Below are 14,648 nucleotides of genomic sequence, written 5' to 3'. Positions count from 1 at the left end.
CGAAGTGAGCGAAGGACCCATGCACCGTTCAGCACCGCGAATCGCCCGAGTTCTCGCCTGTGCCGCCGTGCCGGTACTGCTCGTCGCCGGCTGCTCGTCGGGGTCGGACTCGTCCAAGAAGCCGGACGGCGCGGGCTCGGGCAAGACGTCCGCTTCGGCGGCTCCCGCCGCCGCCGCGAAGTTCGCGAAGCTGCCCGACCCCTGCAAGTCGGTGACGCAGGCCACCGTGGCGCGGCTCGTCCCGAAGGTGAAGTCCGCGGCGGGCACGGCGGCGAAGTCCTCGGTCCAGGACCAGCGCGGCGGCTGCTCCTGGAACGGGCTCGACGGCTACCAGTTCCGCTGGCTGGACGTGAGCCTGCAACGCTTCGACTCGGCGAACGGTGTCGGCAGCGGCGAGGAGCAGGCCAAGAAGCGCTTCGCGGAGCAGGTCGCCACGGCGACCCAGCTCAAGGGCGCCACGTCCGCGAAGGCGGACGGCGTCGGCGACGAGGCGACCCTGGTGAGCGCGCTGGTGGAGAAGGACAAGCTGAACTACCAGGACGAGACGGTCGTCGTGCGGACCGGCAACGTCATCGTGATCCTGTCCCACAACGGGGCGGGCTTCGAGGGCGCGAAGACCCCGGCGGCCGATCAGCTGCAGAAGGACGCGGTCGCGGCGGCGAAGGAGGCCGTGGCTTCGGTCGCGGCGGCGAACGCGGCGGCGAACACGTAACAACTCCGGTCGCACCTGCACCGGTTTCAGCACCTTTGTACGACCTGGCCGCGCCCCCATATGACAGGCTGGGCCGTCCAGTTGCCGAGGGTGGGAGGGGTCGCGGGTGCCCGCGATACGTTTGACCCGGACGCACCGGATTCTTGTCGGTGTGGTCGTCGCCGGTGCGGTGGTGATCGCCGCGATCGGTTTCGCGGGATCGTACGCCGCGGTGCGGGAGCTCGCGCAGAACAAGGGCTTCGGCTGGTTCGCGAACGTCTTCCCGATCGGGGTGGACGCCGGGATCGTGGTGCTGCTGGCGCTGGATCTGCTGCTGACGTGGATGCGGATCCCGTTCCCGCTGCTGCGCCAGACCGCGTGGCTGCTGACCGCCGCGACCATCGCGTTCAACGGCGCGGCCGCCTGGCCCGACCCGGTCGGGGTCGGCATGCACGGCATCATCCCGGTGCTGTTCGTCGTCTGCGTCGAGGCCGCCCGGCACGCGGTGGGCCGGGTCGCGGACCTGACGGCCGACAAACACATGGAGTCGGTCCGCCTCACCCGCTGGCTGCTCGCCCCCTTCCCCACCTTCAAGCTGTGGCGCCGCATGAAGCTGTGGGAGCTGCGCTCCTACGACCAGGTCATCCGCCTCGAGCAGGACCGCCTCGTCTACCAGGCCCGCCTCCAAGCCCGCTACGGCCGCGCCTGGCGCCGCAAAGCACCCGTCGAGGCCCTCATGCCGCTGCGGCTGGCCCGCTACGGCATCCCCCTCGCCGAAACCGCCACCCTCGGCCTCGCCGCCGCCGGCATCACCGTCCAGGAACCGGTACCGGCCCAGCCGCCCGTACCCGTGGCCGCCCTGGCCCTGGAGACGGTGCACCCGGCCGCCCAGCAGGAACAGCGGGAGCAGGAGCAGCCTCAGCCGGAACCACAGCAGCAGCGGCAGCCGGAGCCCGCGCCGCGGCCCGTGGCCCGGCAGGAGCCGGTCCGCGAGCCCGCACGCGCTCGAATACCGGCGCCCGCACCCGAACCCGTACCGGAGCCGGCACCGGGGTCCGACGGCCGCCCGATGGTCCCCGTCTCCCCCGGCCGCGTCCGTACCCTCGCCAATGGCTACGGCTCCGTGAACGTCAACAGCTACATCCCGGAACCGGACCCCGAGCCCGAACCCGACCCGGAGCCGGAAGCGGAACCCGCCCTGCACCGCCCGCCGCACATCGAGCCCGACGTGCCGCGCGAGGAGCAGTACTACGGGGCGTTCCGCCGCTATGTCGTCGAGGTCAACGAGTTTCCCAACCCGCGTCAGTTCGGCCGCTATCTGCTGGAGAACTACGGCGTCACGGGACGCACCGGCGGCCCGCTCAGCGAGGGGACGCTGCGCCGCTATCTGACGGAGTTCGAGTCGCAGTACCGGACCGAGTGGGACTCGGAACAGGTCCCGTAAACGCCTGATCCCCCGGCCGCCGGAAATCCGGCAACCGGGGGATCGTTGTGATCGTCAGGCGCCCAGCAGCGTACGGACGCGGTCCGCGCCCACCGCGAGCAGCAGGGTGGGCAGCCGGGGGCCGGTGTCCCGGCCGACGAGCAGCTGGTAGAGCAGCGCGAAGAACGAGCGCTGCGCGACCTTGAGTTCGGGCGTGGGCTTGGCGTCGGCGTCCAGGCCGGCCTGGAGCTTCGGCACGGCGTAGACGAGGGTCGTCAGGCCGTCCAGCGACCAGTGGTCGTCGAGTCCGTCGATGAGCAGGTCGAGCGCGGCCCGGTCGGTGGCCGGGAGCGCGCCGAGGGTCTCGGTGTCCGGCTCGGTGCGGACCCGGGTGCGCTGGTCGGCGGGGACGTGGGTGGTGATCCACGCCTGTGCGCGGTCCAGCCGCGGCCGGGTGGCGTCGAGCGAGGTGACGGGGTTGGCGGGGTCGAGGTCACGCAGGATGCGCAGGGTCTGCTCCTCGTCGCCGGTGGTGATGTCGACGACGGAGGCGAGCGTCCGGTACGGCAGCGGGTGCGGCGTCCTCGGCAGCTCACCGGCTGCGGTGCGGGTGGCGCGGCTGTACGCGGCGGCGTCGGCGGCCTGCACCGAGCCGTCGGCGATCTTGCGCTCCAGCGCGTCCCACTCGTCGTAGGTGCGCTGGATCTCCTGGTCGAAGGCGATCTTGAACGACTGGTTGGGGCGGCGGCGGGCGTAGAGCCAGCGCACCAGCGGCGCCTCCATGATCTCCAGCGCGTCGGACGGCGTGGGGACGCCGCCGGCCGAGCTGCTCATCTTGGCCATGCCGCTGATGCCGACGAAGGCGTACATCGGGCCGATGGGCTGCTCACCGCCGAAGATCTCGCGGACGATCTGACCGCCGACGACGAAGGAGGAGCCCGGCGAGGAGTGGTCGACGCCCGAAGGCTCGAAGATCACGCCTTCGTACGCCCAGCGCATCGGCCAGTCGACCTTCCAGACCAGCTTGCCGCGGTTGTGCTCGGAGAGCTTCACGGACTCGGCGTGGCCGCAGGCGCAGGTGTAGGAGAGCTCGGTGGTCTCGTCGTCGTAGGACGTGACCGTGGTGAGGTCCTTGTTGCAGACCGAGCAGTACGGCTTGTACGGGTAGTAGCCCGCGCCGCCGGTGCCGTCGTCCTCGTCGGCCGCGCCGGAGCCCGCGGCGGCTTCGACCTCGGCCTCGTCGAGCGGCTTCTGCTGCTTCTGCTGCGGCTTCTTGCCGGTCGCCGGCTTGTCCTTCGTCCGGTACCGGTCGAGGATCGCGTCGATGGCGGCACGCTCGCGCATGGCGAAGAGGATCTGCTCGCGGTAGGCGCCGGCCGTGTACTGCTCGGTCTGGCTGATGCCGTGGAACTCGATGCCCAGCTCGCCGAGCGCGGCGATCATCGGCGCCTTGAAGTGCTCGGCCCAGCTGCTGTACTCGCTGCCCGCCGGCGCCGGGACCGCGGTCAGCGGCTTGCCGATGTGCTCGGACCAGGACGGGTCGATGCCGTTGGGCACCTTGCGGAACCGGTCGTAGTCGTCCCACGAGATGATGTGGACGCACTCACGGCCGCGGCGGCGGATCTCGTCGGCCACCAGGTGCGGCGTCATGACCTCGCGCAGGTTGCCGAGGTGGATCGGGCCGGACGGGCTGAGACCCGATGCGCAGACGATCGGTTTGCCGGGAGCGCGACGGTCCGCCTCGGCAATGACCTCGTCCGCGAAACGGGAGACCCAGTCGGTCTCGGGGCTCTGAGCCACGATCGGCACTTCCTTCCTCGACAGCATGTCGCACCCATTCTCACAGACCGCAATGCGGCGTCGCGCACGGATTACCGGCGGCTCACCCGCGGCTCGCGATCAGCCGGATTCAGGGACCGAAAAGGGGATGCGCTCCCGTGGGATACTCGAAGGGTTTCCCACTCCCCCAACCGGAATGGCACCCACCCCATGGCCTCGGTCGCATCCCTTTCCGCCTCTGTCCAGCAGCGTGTCTCGGCCGCCCTGGCGGCCGCCGTGCCGTCGGCCGTCGATGCCGACCCGCTGCTGCGCCGAAGCGACCGGGCCGATTTCCAGGCCAACGGTGTGCTGGGCCTGGCGAAGAAGAACAAGGCGAACCCGCGGGAGCTCGCGGCCCAGGTCGTCGCCGGTCTGCCCACCGACGAGCTGATCTCCGAGATCGAGGTGTCGGGCCCCGGCTTCCTCAACATCACCATCTCCGACGCGGCGATCACCACGACGCTGGCCGCCCGCGCCGCCGACGACCGGCTCGGCGTGCCGCTGACCGCGGACCCCGGCACCACGGTGATCGACTACGCCCAGCCGAACGTGGCCAAGGAGATGCACGTCGGCCATCTGCGGTCGTCCGTCATCGGTGACGCCATCGCCAGGATCCTGGAGTTCGAGGGCGAGACGGTGATCCGCCGGCACCACATCGGCGACTGGGGCACCCAGTTCGGCATGCTCATCCAGTACCTGATCGAGCACCCGCACGAGCTGGACCACTCCCCCGCCGACACCGACGGCGAGGCGTCGATGTCCCGCCTCAACCGGACGTACAAGGCAGCCAGGACGCTCTTCGACGCCGACGAGGCGTTCAAGGACCGGTCCCGCAAGCGGGTCGTGGACCTGCAGGCCGGGGAGCCGGAGACGCTGGCGCTCTGGCAGCGGTTCGTCGACGAGTCGAAGATCTACTTCTACTCGGTCTACAACAAGCTGGACATCGCGATCCAGGACGACGACATCGTCGGCGAATCCGCGTACAACGACATGCTCGTCGAGACCTGCCGGATCCTCGAGGACACCGGCGTCGCGGTGCGCTCCAACGGCGCGCTCTGCGTCTTCTTCGACGAGATCAAGGGCAAGGACGGCGAGCCGGTCCCGCTCATCGTGCAGAAGGCGGACGGCGGCTTCGGCTACGCGGCCACCGACCTGTCGGCGATCCGCGACCGGACCGGCAACCTGAAGGCCGACACCCTCCTCTACGTGGTGGACGCCCGGCAGGCGCTGCACTTCCGCATGGTCTTCGAGACCGCCCGGCGGGCCGGCTGGCTCACCGAAGAGGTCACCGTCAAGCACCTGCCGTTCGGCACGGTGCTGGGCAAGGACGGCAAGCCGTTCAAGACCCGTGAGGGTGAGACCGTCCGGCTGGTCGACCTGCTCGACGAGGCCGTCGAGCGGGCCGCCGTCGTCGTGCGGGAGAAGAACGAGGAGCTCTCCGACGAGGAGGTCGCGGAACGCGGCGCCGAGGTCGGCATCGGCGCGGTCAAGTACGCGGACCTGTCGACGTCCCTGGGCCGCGACTACGTCTTCGACCTGGACCGGATGGTGTCCCTGACCGGCGACACGAGCGTGTACATCCAGTACGCGTTCGCCCGGACCCAGTCCATTCTCCGCAAGGCCGGAGAAGCCCGGGCCGTCGCCCGCCCGGAACTGCCGCTGGCCCCGGCCGAGCGCGCGCTGGGCCTGCTGCTGGACGAGTTCGGTGACGCCCTCGCGGGTGTCGCGGACACCTACGAGCCGCACAAGCTGGCGTCCTACCTCTACGCGGTCTCCTCGGCCTTCGCGACGTTCTACGAGCAGTGCCCGGTCCTCAAGCCCGAGACCCCCGCGGACGTCCGCGAGAACCGGCTCTTCCTCTGCACCCTGACCGGCCGCACGCTGCGCCAGGGAATGACGCTGCTGGGCATCCACACCCCCGAGCAGCTCTAGTTACGTCACCAGCGCACATGGAGGTCCCGGCGATCCGATGCGATCGCCGGGACCTCGGCCCACGGGCCGAATCCCTCCGCCCATGCATTCGCGTGCATATGCACTTCTGTGCATGGACGCCTCTCGGTATGCCGTCGAGATTGAACCCGAGGTCCGGCTGTGGCTCGCGAATCTCCCCGCGCGCCACTACCTCAAGGCGGAGGAGTACGCGGATCTGCTCGCTGACAACGCGTCTGTGCTGGGCGAGCCCTACTCACGCCATCTGGGCGGGAAGCTCCGCGAGCTGAGATTCAACCTGGACGGCATGCCCACCCGCATCTCATACTGGCTCGCCCCGAGTCAGCGCGTTGTCCTGCTCACGGTCTTTCGGAAGACGAAAATGCGTGAGATCGCCGAAGTGGAACGAGCCCATCGGGCCCGAACCCCGTGCGAACAGAGCCACCCGCCCGCCGCACAGCACGACGAGTTCAGCCGCCAGGTCAAAGAAGGAGAGCTGCGATGAACCACGCACAGTGGCGTACTGCGCGCGCCAAGAAGCTCCTCGGCGAGACGATGGACGAAGATCCTGCCGTGGTCGAACTCCGCGAAGAGATCCGCCTGGCCATGGAGCTGGGCCAGGCGGTCTTCGACCGGCGCACGGAACTGGGGATCTCCCAGGCCGAGATGGCCCGCCGCGCGGGCATGACGCAACCGCAGGTCTCCCGCATCGAGGGCGGGGACACGCTGCCGACCCTGCCACTCCTCGATCGCTTGGCGCGCGCCCTGGAATCCGCATTGGACATCCACCTCGTGCCCGGCACCGACATCAGCGTCCGCTTCACAGCGCACGCAGCCTAGGGCCGCGGGTCGGCGCGGCCCGACACCAGTCCGCGCGACGGTGCCCCGCCACGGCAGCGGGCGGGGCACCGAACTCGCTACCGCGAAAGCCCGGCCTCGATCGCCGCAGTGGCAAGGATCGCGCCTACTTCGGCGGCCACGCGGCGGGCCTCGTCAAGATCTTCCACGATCGCTGCCCGCGCTTCCAGCTCGCGCAATCGTGCCGCGCGGTCGGAGTGCCGCTCGATCGCGTAGATCAGTTCCATGGCTTCCCGTACCTCACCCCGCTCCGCCTCCGTGTACTGATCGTCCGAGACCCCGGGCAGCGCCGGAAGCGCATCTGCCCCCGCCTCGGCCTCGGCGATCACCCGGTCGATCCCGGCGAACTGCGCCTCTACTGCCTGGGTATCGCCGCACGCGAACTCGCACCAGACGATCTTGCCGGGCTCCCGCAGGGCCTCGCCCCACTTCTCGGAGAGCGCCTGCACCAGCAGCAGCCCGCGCCCCGACTCGCAGCCCGCGCCGGAGTCCGGAACGAGGTGCGGGTGACCATCCCCGCTGTCGTGGACCTCGATGCGCAGCGGACCGTCACCGGTGACGGCGAGGTGGAGCAGGAACCCGCGTCCGGCGGGGACGCCGTGCAGGAGTGCGTTGGTGGCCAGTTCGCTCACGCAGAGCAACACCGCGTCCGCGAGCTCCCCGAGTCCCCACCCCACCAGGGCCTGCCGGGCGAACTCCCGTGCAGCGGGCACGGATCGCCTCTCACGTGGGTAGAAACACGCACGGGAACCGGTCGGTCGGATGTCGTCGTTCATGCGGCAAGGGTTGCGCTCCGTGACTACGGTGGACCAGAGCGTCAACCCGTACGGATCGCGCGTACGGGCGCGTCGCCGGTCACGTACGGACCCGGGTGGGGAGTTGGTCACCATGCACCCCTGGCAGAAGCCGAAGAAGAACGCGTCCGCACTGCGGCTCGTGGGCGCCCAGGTGGCCATGTTCCGCAAGGTCGCCGGACTCACCCAACGAGAACTGGCCGAGCGCCTCATCGTCCACGAGGAGACCATCGCCTCCATCGAACAGGGCAGACGCGCCCTCCAACCCGACCTCGCCACCGACATGGACCGCGCCCTCGACACCAAGGGCGCCCTCGCGGTAGCGGTGGAACACCTGCCGGAGCGGGACAAGTACCCGGTGTGGGCGGCGGAGTTCATCACGTACGAGCGGGAGGCGATCACCCTCTCGTCATACGAGAACCAGGTTGTCCCTGGTTTGCTCCAGACCGAGGACTACGCTCGTGCGACCTTCCACAGCATGGTCCCCCCGCTCACCGAGGATGAGATCGAAGGACGGGTCGCCTCCCGCATTGAGCGCCAGGCTGTGCTGCACCGTAAGGCTGCGCCCAGCGCAAGTTTCATCATCTCCCAGGCTGTCCTGATGGACCGGCTGGGCAACGCCGAGGTGTTCCGGGAACAGCTTCGGCGGCTCCGTGCGACGGCGGAACTCCCCGGCGTCTCACTTCAGGTGATGCCGTTCGGCCGACGTACCCATGCGGGACTCTCCGGCCCTTTCGTCCTGTTGGAGACACCCGACCACGACCACCTCGCCTACACCGAGGCCCAGCGCGGCAGTCACCTGGTCTCCAACCCCGATGAGGTCAGCATCCTCGCTCGGAAATATGCGATGCTGCGAACCCAGGCTCTCAATCCTGAGGACACCAGGAGCCTGCTGGATCGGCTGCTAGGAGACGCATGAACGGCGCACCGACCACCACCTCCGCCACCAACAACCTGACGTGGTTCACATCCAGCTACAGCAGTGAAGAAGGCGGCAACTGCGTCGAGATCGCCTACGCCTGGCGCAAGTCCAGTCACAGCAGCGACGAGGGCGGCAACTGCGTAGAAGTCGCCGCCCACCCGGCCGCAGTCCACGTCCGGGACTCCAAGGACCCGGACGGACCGGCGCTCACGTTCACGCCCGCCGCCTGGGCGGCTTTCACCGCCTTCGCGGCAAGCCACTCAGCCCAGGGCTAGCGGGAAAGCTTCTGGGCGACCTCAGTCGCCCAGTACGTCAGGATCATGTTCGCGCCCGCCCGCCGCACGCACGTCAGGGTCTCCATGATGGTGCGGTCACGGTCGATCCAGCCGTTCGCCGCCGCCGCCTCGACCATCGCGAACTCGCCGCTGACCTGGTAGGCCGCCACGGGTACGTCGACCGTGTCGGCGACCTTCCGCAGCACGTCCAGGTACGGCAGCGCGGGCTTGACCATCACCATGTCGGCGCCCTCCGCCAGGTCGAGCGCCAGCTCGCGCAGCGACTCGCGGAAGTTCGCCGGGTCCTGCTGATAGGTCTTGCGGTCGCCGGTCAGCGACGAGTCGACGGCCTCGCGGAAGGGCCCGTAGAAGGCCGACGCGTACTTCGCCGTGTACGCCAGGATGGACACGTCCTCGAACCCGACCGCGTCCAACGCGTCGCGCACGATGCCGACCTGACCGTCCATCATCCCGGACGGCCCCACCACATGAACGCCCGCGTCCGCCTGCACCTGCGCCATCTCGGCGTAGCGCTCCAGCGTCGCGTCGTTGTCGACCCGGCCCTGCGCGTCGAGCACCCCGCAATGGCCGTGGTCGGTGAATTCGTCCAGACACAGGTCGGACATCACCACCACCGCGTCCCCGACCTCACCCACCACGTCACGGATGGCGACCTGGAGAATGCCGTCCGGCTCGGTGCCCTGCGTGCCGAGCGCGTCCTTCACCGCCGGCACACCGAACAGCATGATCCCGCCGACGCCCGCCTCGGCCGCCTCCAGGGCCGCCTTACGGAGCGTGTCGCGGGTGTGCTGGAACACGCCGGGCATGGAGGAGACCGCCACCGGCTCACTGATGCCCTCACGGACGAACATCGGCAGGATCAGCTCAGCGGGGTTCAGCCGGGTCTCGGCGACCAGGCGCCGCATCGCCGGACTGGTGCGCAGCCTGCGGGGGCGCGCTCCGGGAAAATCACCGTAGCCAGTCATGTCCGTGCTTCCTCCCACACCGGAGACGTTCCAGAACTCAACGCTACGCCCGGCCACAGCATGCTCTTCCCGACTACACGTCGGCCGGAGCGTTCCGAGCGGACAGAGGGGGCCCACCCACCGACCGGAGGGGACGTGGCGGGGTGTCCCCGCAGGACGACGAACGAATCGGGCCGTCACCTTGCAACGGACACGAGCGTTCGTCGTCCGAGGAGATACCCCGGCGCGGCCCCGCCCTGTCAGAGCGGACCGCACCGTACCCCTCGTCCCAAAAAAACGCGTCAGACGCGCGCCCGCCGCCGCGACCCCGGCCGCCGCTCGCTGGGCCGCGTCACAGGATCGCCCGCGTCCTCCGCCGCCACCCGCCGCGCCGTACCGAAATCGGCCAGCGCCTGCGCCAACGCATGCACGGACGGCTCCGGCGACATCACGTCGACCCGCAGCCCGTGCTCCTCGGCGGTCTTCGCCGTGGCCGGCCCGATACAGGCGATCACGGTCACGTTGTGCGGCTTACCGGCGATCCCCACCAGATTCCGCACCGTCGACGACGACGTGAAGAGCACCGCGTCGAACCCGCCGCCCTTGATCGCTTCCCGAGTATCCGCAGGCGGAGGCGAGGCGCGCACCGTCCGGTAGGCGGTGACGTCGTCAACCTCCCACCCGAGCTCCACCAAACCCGCCACCAGCGTCTCCGTGGCGATGTCGGCGCGCGGCAGGAAGACCCGGTCGATCGGGTCGAAGACCGGATCGTACGGCGGCCAGTCCTCCAGCAGTCCGGCCGCGGACTGCTCACCGCTCGGCACGAGATCCGGCTTCACGCCGAACTCGACCAGCGACTGGGCGGTCTGCTCGCCGACCGCTGCGACCTTGATCCCCGCGAAGGCGCGGGCATCGAGCCCGTACTCCTCGAACTTCTCCCGCACCGCCTTGACCGCGTTCACGGAGGTGAAGGCGATCCATTCGTAGCGTCCGGTGACCAGGCCCTTCACGGCCCGCTCCATCTGCTGCGGGGTGCGCGGCGGCTCGACGGCGATCGTCGGCACCTCGTGCGGGACCGCGCCGTACGAGCGCAGCTGGTCCGACAGCGAGGCGGCCTGCTCCTTGGTGCGCGGCACCAGGACGCGCCAGCCGAACAGCGGCTTGGTCTCGAACCAGGACAGCTGGGCGCGCTGGAGACTGCGCTGGCCCACCACGGCTATCGCCGCGATCGGGCCCTCCGGGGTCGGCAGGGCCTTGGTGGCCTTGAGCTCGGAGGCGATCGTGGCCAGTGTCGCGGTCCACGTGCGCTGCCGGGTCGTCGTACCGGCGACCGTGACCGACAGCGGGGTGTCGGGCTTGCGGCCCGCCGCCATCAGTTCGGCGGCGGTGGCGACCACGGTCTGCAGCGTGGTGGTGAGGACCAGCGTGGCATCGCTCGCCCCGACCTCGCTCCAGCAGCGGTCGGACGCGGTGGCGGCGTCGACGAAACGGACGTCGGCGCTGAGCGGGACCCCGGCGTAGGCGGGTACGCCCATCGCCGCGGAGACGCCCGGTACGACCTCGAAGGGGATGCCGGCCGCCGCGCAGGCGAGCATCTCGCTCGCCGTGCAGTTGTCCAGGCCGGGATCACCCGCTACCGCACGGACGACCCGCTTGCCGGTGCGTGCGGACGTCATGACAAGCTGGGTGGCGGCAGCGGAGGCGTCCAACGCGCCCTCGCCTACCGCTGGTTCAGCCGTGCCCACATCTGCTCGGGCGTGCGTACGCACGACCTCCAGCACGTGCGGCTCGCCGACCAGCATGTCGGCATGAGCCAGCGCCTCGACGGCGCGCAGGGTCAACAGCCCGGGATCACCGGGCCCGGCACCGAGGAAGGTGACGTGGCCGAGGCCGGAGTGATTGACGGCGGTGGGGCTCAAAGTACGCGCTCCCCCATAAGACCGGCTGCGCCCTTGGCGAGCATCTCGGCCGCGAGTTCGCGACCGAGAACCGCGGCGTCATCCGCGGACTCAGGGGTTGCACCAGTGATGGACATCTGCACCAGCTGGGTGCCGTCGGTCGTGCCGACGACCCCCCGCAGGCGCAGCTCGGAAATCTGCCCGTCGGCCACCAGGTCGGCGAGCGCGCCCACAGGGGCGGAGCAGCCGGCCTCAAGGGCGGCGAGCAGTGATCGTTCCGCGGTGACGGCGGCCCGGGTGAACGGGTCGTCGAGCTCCGCGAGCTGTGCGGCCAGTGCCGGTCCCGCCGCGTTACCGGCGGCACATTCGACGGCCAGCGCCCCCTGTCCGGGGGCGGGCAGGACGGCTTCGACGGGGATCAGCTGGGTCGCCTCGGCGAGGCGGCCGAGACGGCTGAGCCCGGCGGCGGCCAGGACGACGGCGTCGAGTTCGCCGGAGGTGACGAAGCCGATGCGGGTGTCGACGTTGCCACGGATCGGCACCGTCTCGACCGCTCCGCCCAGGCTGCGGGCCCAGGCGTTCAACTGTGCCATCCTGCGCGGCGATCCGGTGCCGACGCGGGCCGGCCGGCCCAGCGCGGCGGCGGCCGCCACGAGCTCCTCGAACGTCAGCCCGTCGCGGGCCACGAGCGCGTCGCGCGGGTCCTCGCGGACCGGGATCGCGGCGAGCGTGAGGCCCTCGGCGGGAGTCGTCGGCAGGTCCTTGAGCGAGTGCACGGCGAAGTCGATCTCACCGGCGAGCAGCGCGTCCCGCAGCGCGGAGACGAAGACTCCGGTGCCGCCGATCTGCGCGAGCTGCTCGCGGGAGACATCCCCGAACGTGGTGATCTCGACGAGTTCGACCGGCCGGCCGGTCAGTTGGCGCACCTGCTCCGCCACCATGCCGGACTGCGCCATGGCCAGCTTGCTGCGCCGGGTGCCCAGTTTCAATGCGGTGGGGCCGTTCATGGCCGCCCTCGATTCGGGTCGTCGGCCCTGCTGACGGCGGCGACCGCCTGCGGGTCGAGGTCGAAGAGTTCACGCAGCGCGTCGGCGTACCCGGCGCCGCCGGGTTCGCCCGCGAGCTGCTTGACCCGCACGGTGGGCGCGTGCAGGAGCTTGTCGACGACGCGGCGCACGGTCTGGGTGATCTCCGAGCGCAGCTTGTCGTCCAGGTCGGGGAGCCGGCCGTCGAGCCGGGTGAGTTCACCGGTGACGACGTCGGCGGCCATCGCGCGCAGCGCGACGACGGTGGGGGTGATGCGGGCGGCGCGCTGGGCGGCGCCGAAGGCACCGACCTCGGCGGCGACGATCTTGCGGACCTCGTCGACGTCGGCGGCCATCGGGGCGTCCGCGGAGGCCTCCGCGAGCGACTCTATGTCGACCAGGTGAGCGCCTTCGAGGCCGTGCACGGCGGCGTCGACGTCGCGCGGCATGGCCAGGTCGAGCAGGGCAAGCGGTGCGGCGTCGGCGCCGGTCGCGGTGCGGGTGGCGACGGCGGCGGCGACGGTGGCATGGTCCAGGACCAGCCCGGTCGCGCCGGTACACGACACGACGAGGTCGGCCGAGGCCAGTTCGCCGGCGACGGCGTCGAAGTCGGCGGCCCGGCCGCCGAGCTGCGCCGCGAGCCGCTCCGCGCGGTCGGCGGTGCGGTTGGCGATGACGAGTTCGGTGACGCCCGCGCGGGCCAGGGTCGCGGCGGCGAGCGAGGACATCGAGCCCGCGCCGACCACCAGCACGCGCTTGCCGGCCAGCGGGCCGGTGGTGGCGGCCAGTTGGTCGAGGCCGAAGGTGACGAGGGACTGCCCGGCCCGGTCGATGCCGGTCTCGCTGTGGGCGCGCTTACCGACCCGCAGGGCCTGCTGGAACAGGTCGTTGAGCAGCCGTCCCGCGGTGTGCAGCTCCTGGCCGAGGGCGAGCGCGTCCTTGATCTGGCCGAGGATCTGGCCCTCGCCGACCACCATGGAGTCCAGGCCGCAGGCGACCGAGAACAGGTGGTGCACCGCCCGGTCCTCGTAGTGCACATAAAGATAGGGAGTGAGCTCTTCGAGGCCGACGCCGCTGTGCAGCGACAGCAGCATCGACAGCTCGGCGACGCCCGCGTGGAACTTGTCCACGTCCGCGTACAGCTCGATGCGGTTGCAGGTGGCGAGCACCGCCGCTTCGGTCGCGGGCTCGGCGGCCAGCGCGTCCTGCAGCAGCTTGGCCTTGGCCTCATCCGTGAGCGCGGCCCGCTCCAGCAAGCTGACCGGGGCGCTGCGGTGGCTCAGGCCGACGACGAGAACACTCATGCCGGCATCACGGCGGGCACGTCCCCGTCCGGGCCCTGGCCCTGCTCGCCGGCCTTGCGCTGCTCGTGGAACGCGAGGATCTGCAGCTCGATGGAGAGGTCGACCTTGCGGACGTCGACGCCCTCGGGGACCTGCAGCACGGTCGGCGCGAAGTTCAGGATGGAGGTGACGCCCGCGGTGACGAGGCGGTCGCAGACCTCCTGCGCGGCGCCGGCCGGGGTCGCGATGACACCGATCGACACCTGGTTGTCCTCGACGATCGCTTCCAGCTCGTCGATGTGCCGGACCGGGAGTCCGGCCACCAGCTTCCCGGCGAGGGCGGCGTCGGCGTCCATGAGGGCCGCGACGCGGAAACCGCGGGAGGCGAAGCCGCCGTAGTTGGCGAGCGCGGCGCCGAGGTTACCGATACCGACGATCACTACCGGCCAGTCCTGGGTGAGGCCCAGCTCACGGGAGATCTGGTAGACGAGGTACTCGACGTCGTAGCCGACGCCGCGGGTCCCGTAGGAGCCCAGGTAGGAGAAGTCCTTGCGCAGCTTCGCGGAGTTGACGCCCGCGGCGGTCGCGAGTTCCTCCGACGACACCGTGGGCACCGAACGCTCGGAGAGCGTGGTGAGAGCCCGCAGGTACAGCGGAAGCCTGGCGACGGTGGCCTCGGGGATACCTCGGCTGCGGGTCGCCGGTCGGTGAGAACGGCTAGTTGCCACGATGCTCCTGCGGATAGAGCGTAGACGTCCAGGGACCAC

Annotated in this window: 14 protein-coding genes; 7 read left to right on the top strand and 7 right to left on the bottom strand. The window is 70.4% G+C overall.

Going from position 1 to position 14,648, the window contains the following annotated elements:
* Nucleotides 1–19 precede the first annotated feature (19 nt).
* Nucleotides 20–712, top strand: coding sequence for a DUF3558 family protein (locus tag G3I60_RS22795; RefSeq protein WP_164297519.1), 693 nt, complete (start codon nucleotides 20–22; stop codon nucleotides 710–712).
* Nucleotides 713–818: 106 nt separating this feature from the next.
* Nucleotides 819–2,135 (top strand): DUF2637 domain-containing protein, encoded by a 1,317-nt coding sequence (locus G3I60_RS22790; RefSeq protein WP_343241802.1) that lies wholly within the window; start codon nucleotides 819–821, stop codon nucleotides 2,133–2,135.
* A gap of 54 nt (nucleotides 2,136–2,189) precedes the next feature.
* On the opposite strand, the gene lysS is transcribed toward G3I60_RS22790, so the two are convergent.
* The gene (gene lysS / locus G3I60_RS22785; protein WP_203673580.1) at nucleotides 2,190–3,941 is read right to left on the bottom strand and encodes a lysine--tRNA ligase; all 1,752 of its coding nucleotides are present in this window, start codon (nucleotides 3,939–3,941) and stop codon (nucleotides 2,190–2,192) included.
* Nucleotides 3,942–4,103: 162 nt separating this feature from the next.
* Here lysS and argS point away from each other — a divergent pair, with 162 nt between their 5' ends.
* The 3 genes from argS (at nucleotide 4,104) to G3I60_RS22770 (ending at nucleotide 6,701) form a co-directional block, all read left to right on the top strand.
* Nucleotides 4,104–5,864 carry an arginine--tRNA ligase gene (gene argS / locus G3I60_RS22780; protein WP_138355137.1) on the top strand — a complete coding sequence of 587 codons (1,761 nt, stop codon included), beginning with the start codon at nucleotides 4,104–4,106 and terminating at the stop codon, nucleotides 5,862–5,864.
* Between the two features lie 112 nt (nucleotides 5,865–5,976).
* Nucleotides 5,977–6,366, top strand: coding sequence for a type II toxin-antitoxin system RelE/ParE family toxin (locus G3I60_RS22775; protein WP_164297517.1), 390 nt, complete (start codon nucleotides 5,977–5,979; stop codon nucleotides 6,364–6,366).
* Nucleotides 6,363–6,701: a helix-turn-helix domain-containing protein gene (locus G3I60_RS22770; RefSeq protein WP_164297515.1), complete on the top strand. Its 339-nt coding sequence runs from the start codon at nucleotides 6,363–6,365 to the stop codon at nucleotides 6,699–6,701. Before G3I60_RS22775 ends, G3I60_RS22770 begins: the two co-directional genes overlap by 4 nt.
* A gap of 77 nt (nucleotides 6,702–6,778) precedes the next feature.
* On the opposite strand, the gene G3I60_RS46855 is transcribed toward G3I60_RS22770, so the two are convergent.
* Nucleotides 6,779–7,432 carry an ATP-binding protein gene (locus G3I60_RS46855; protein ID WP_343241801.1) on the bottom strand — a complete coding sequence of 218 codons (654 nt, stop codon included), beginning with the start codon at nucleotides 7,430–7,432 and terminating at the stop codon, nucleotides 6,779–6,781.
* A 175-nt stretch (nucleotides 7,433–7,607) separates the two neighbouring features.
* On the opposite strand from G3I60_RS46855, the gene G3I60_RS22760 reads away from it, so the two are divergent.
* The gene (locus G3I60_RS22760) at nucleotides 7,608–8,432 is read left to right on the top strand and encodes a helix-turn-helix transcriptional regulator (RefSeq protein ID WP_203673576.1); all 825 of its coding nucleotides are present in this window, start codon (nucleotides 7,608–7,610) and stop codon (nucleotides 8,430–8,432) included.
* On the top strand, nucleotides 8,429–8,710 hold the full coding sequence (locus G3I60_RS22755; RefSeq protein ID WP_164297513.1) for a DUF397 domain-containing protein: 282 nt from the start codon (nucleotides 8,429–8,431) through the stop codon (nucleotides 8,708–8,710). The genes G3I60_RS22760 and G3I60_RS22755 overlap by 4 nt, the downstream gene beginning before the upstream one ends.
* Here G3I60_RS22755 and hemB read toward each other — a convergent pair.
* The 5 genes from hemB to G3I60_RS22730 form a co-directional block, all read right to left on the bottom strand.
* Nucleotides 8,707–9,696 (bottom strand): porphobilinogen synthase, encoded by a 990-nt coding sequence (gene hemB, locus G3I60_RS22750; protein ID WP_138355133.1) that lies wholly within the window; start codon nucleotides 9,694–9,696, stop codon nucleotides 8,707–8,709. The two genes, G3I60_RS22755 and hemB, sit on opposite strands and share 4 nt — an antisense overlap.
* A gap of 281 nt (nucleotides 9,697–9,977) precedes the next feature.
* On the bottom strand, nucleotides 9,978–11,594 hold the full coding sequence (locus G3I60_RS22745) for a uroporphyrinogen-III synthase (protein ID WP_138355132.1): 1,617 nt from the start codon (nucleotides 11,592–11,594) through the stop codon (nucleotides 9,978–9,980).
* On the bottom strand, nucleotides 11,591–12,580 hold the full coding sequence (gene hemC / locus G3I60_RS22740; protein WP_138355131.1) for a hydroxymethylbilane synthase: 990 nt from the start codon (nucleotides 12,578–12,580) through the stop codon (nucleotides 11,591–11,593). The genes G3I60_RS22745 and hemC overlap by 4 nt, the downstream gene beginning before the upstream one ends.
* Nucleotides 12,577–13,902 (bottom strand): glutamyl-tRNA reductase, encoded by a 1,326-nt coding sequence (locus G3I60_RS22735; RefSeq protein WP_138355130.1) that lies wholly within the window; start codon nucleotides 13,900–13,902, stop codon nucleotides 12,577–12,579. Before G3I60_RS22735 ends, hemC begins: the two co-directional genes overlap by 4 nt.
* A complete protein-coding gene (locus G3I60_RS22730) occupies nucleotides 13,899–14,609 on the bottom strand; it encodes a redox-sensing transcriptional repressor Rex (RefSeq protein ID WP_138355129.1) in 711 nt (236 codons plus the stop codon). The genes G3I60_RS22735 and G3I60_RS22730 overlap by 4 nt, the downstream gene beginning before the upstream one ends.
* Nucleotides 14,610–14,648: the final 39 nt, after the last annotated feature.

It is taken from the genome of Streptomyces sp. SID13666 (assembly GCF_010548325.1).
Classification (GTDB): Bacteria; Actinomycetota; Actinomycetes; order Streptomycetales; family Streptomycetaceae; genus Actinacidiphila; species Actinacidiphila fildesensis.
The sequence above is the reverse complement of the archived record's forward strand: the minus strand, read 5'-3'. Positions and strand labels throughout refer to the sequence as shown.

Bases quoted from the DNA above. Each gene is read 5' to 3' on its own strand.
- G3I60_RS22755 (WP_164297513.1), top strand. From the start codon at position 8,429: ATGAACGGCGCACCGACCACCACCTCCGCCACCAACAACCTGACGTGG.
- G3I60_RS22735 (WP_138355130.1), bottom strand. From the start codon at position 13,902: ATGAGTGTTCTCGTCGTCGGCCTGAGCCACCGCAGCGCCCCGGTCAGC.
- G3I60_RS22770 (WP_164297515.1), top strand. From the start codon at position 6,363: ATGAACCACGCACAGTGGCGTACTGCGCGCGCCAAGAAGCTCCTCGGC.
- G3I60_RS22760 (WP_203673576.1), top strand. From the start codon at position 7,608: ATGCACCCCTGGCAGAAGCCGAAGAAGAACGCGTCCGCACTGCGGCTC.
- G3I60_RS22795 (WP_164297519.1), top strand. From the start codon at position 20: ATGCACCGTTCAGCACCGCGAATCGCCCGAGTTCTCGCCTGTGCCGCC.
- G3I60_RS22775 (WP_164297517.1), top strand. From the start codon at position 5,977: ATGGACGCCTCTCGGTATGCCGTCGAGATTGAACCCGAGGTCCGGCTG.
- lysS (WP_203673580.1), bottom strand. From the start codon at position 3,941: ATGCTGTCGAGGAAGGAAGTGCCGATCGTGGCTCAGAGCCCCGAGACC.
- hemC (WP_138355131.1), bottom strand. From the start codon at position 12,580: ATGAACGGCCCCACCGCATTGAAACTGGGCACCCGGCGCAGCAAGCTG.
- hemB (WP_138355133.1), bottom strand. From the start codon at position 9,696: ATGACTGGCTACGGTGATTTTCCCGGAGCGCGCCCCCGCAGGCTGCGC.
- argS (WP_138355137.1), top strand. From the start codon at position 4,104: ATGGCCTCGGTCGCATCCCTTTCCGCCTCTGTCCAGCAGCGTGTCTCG.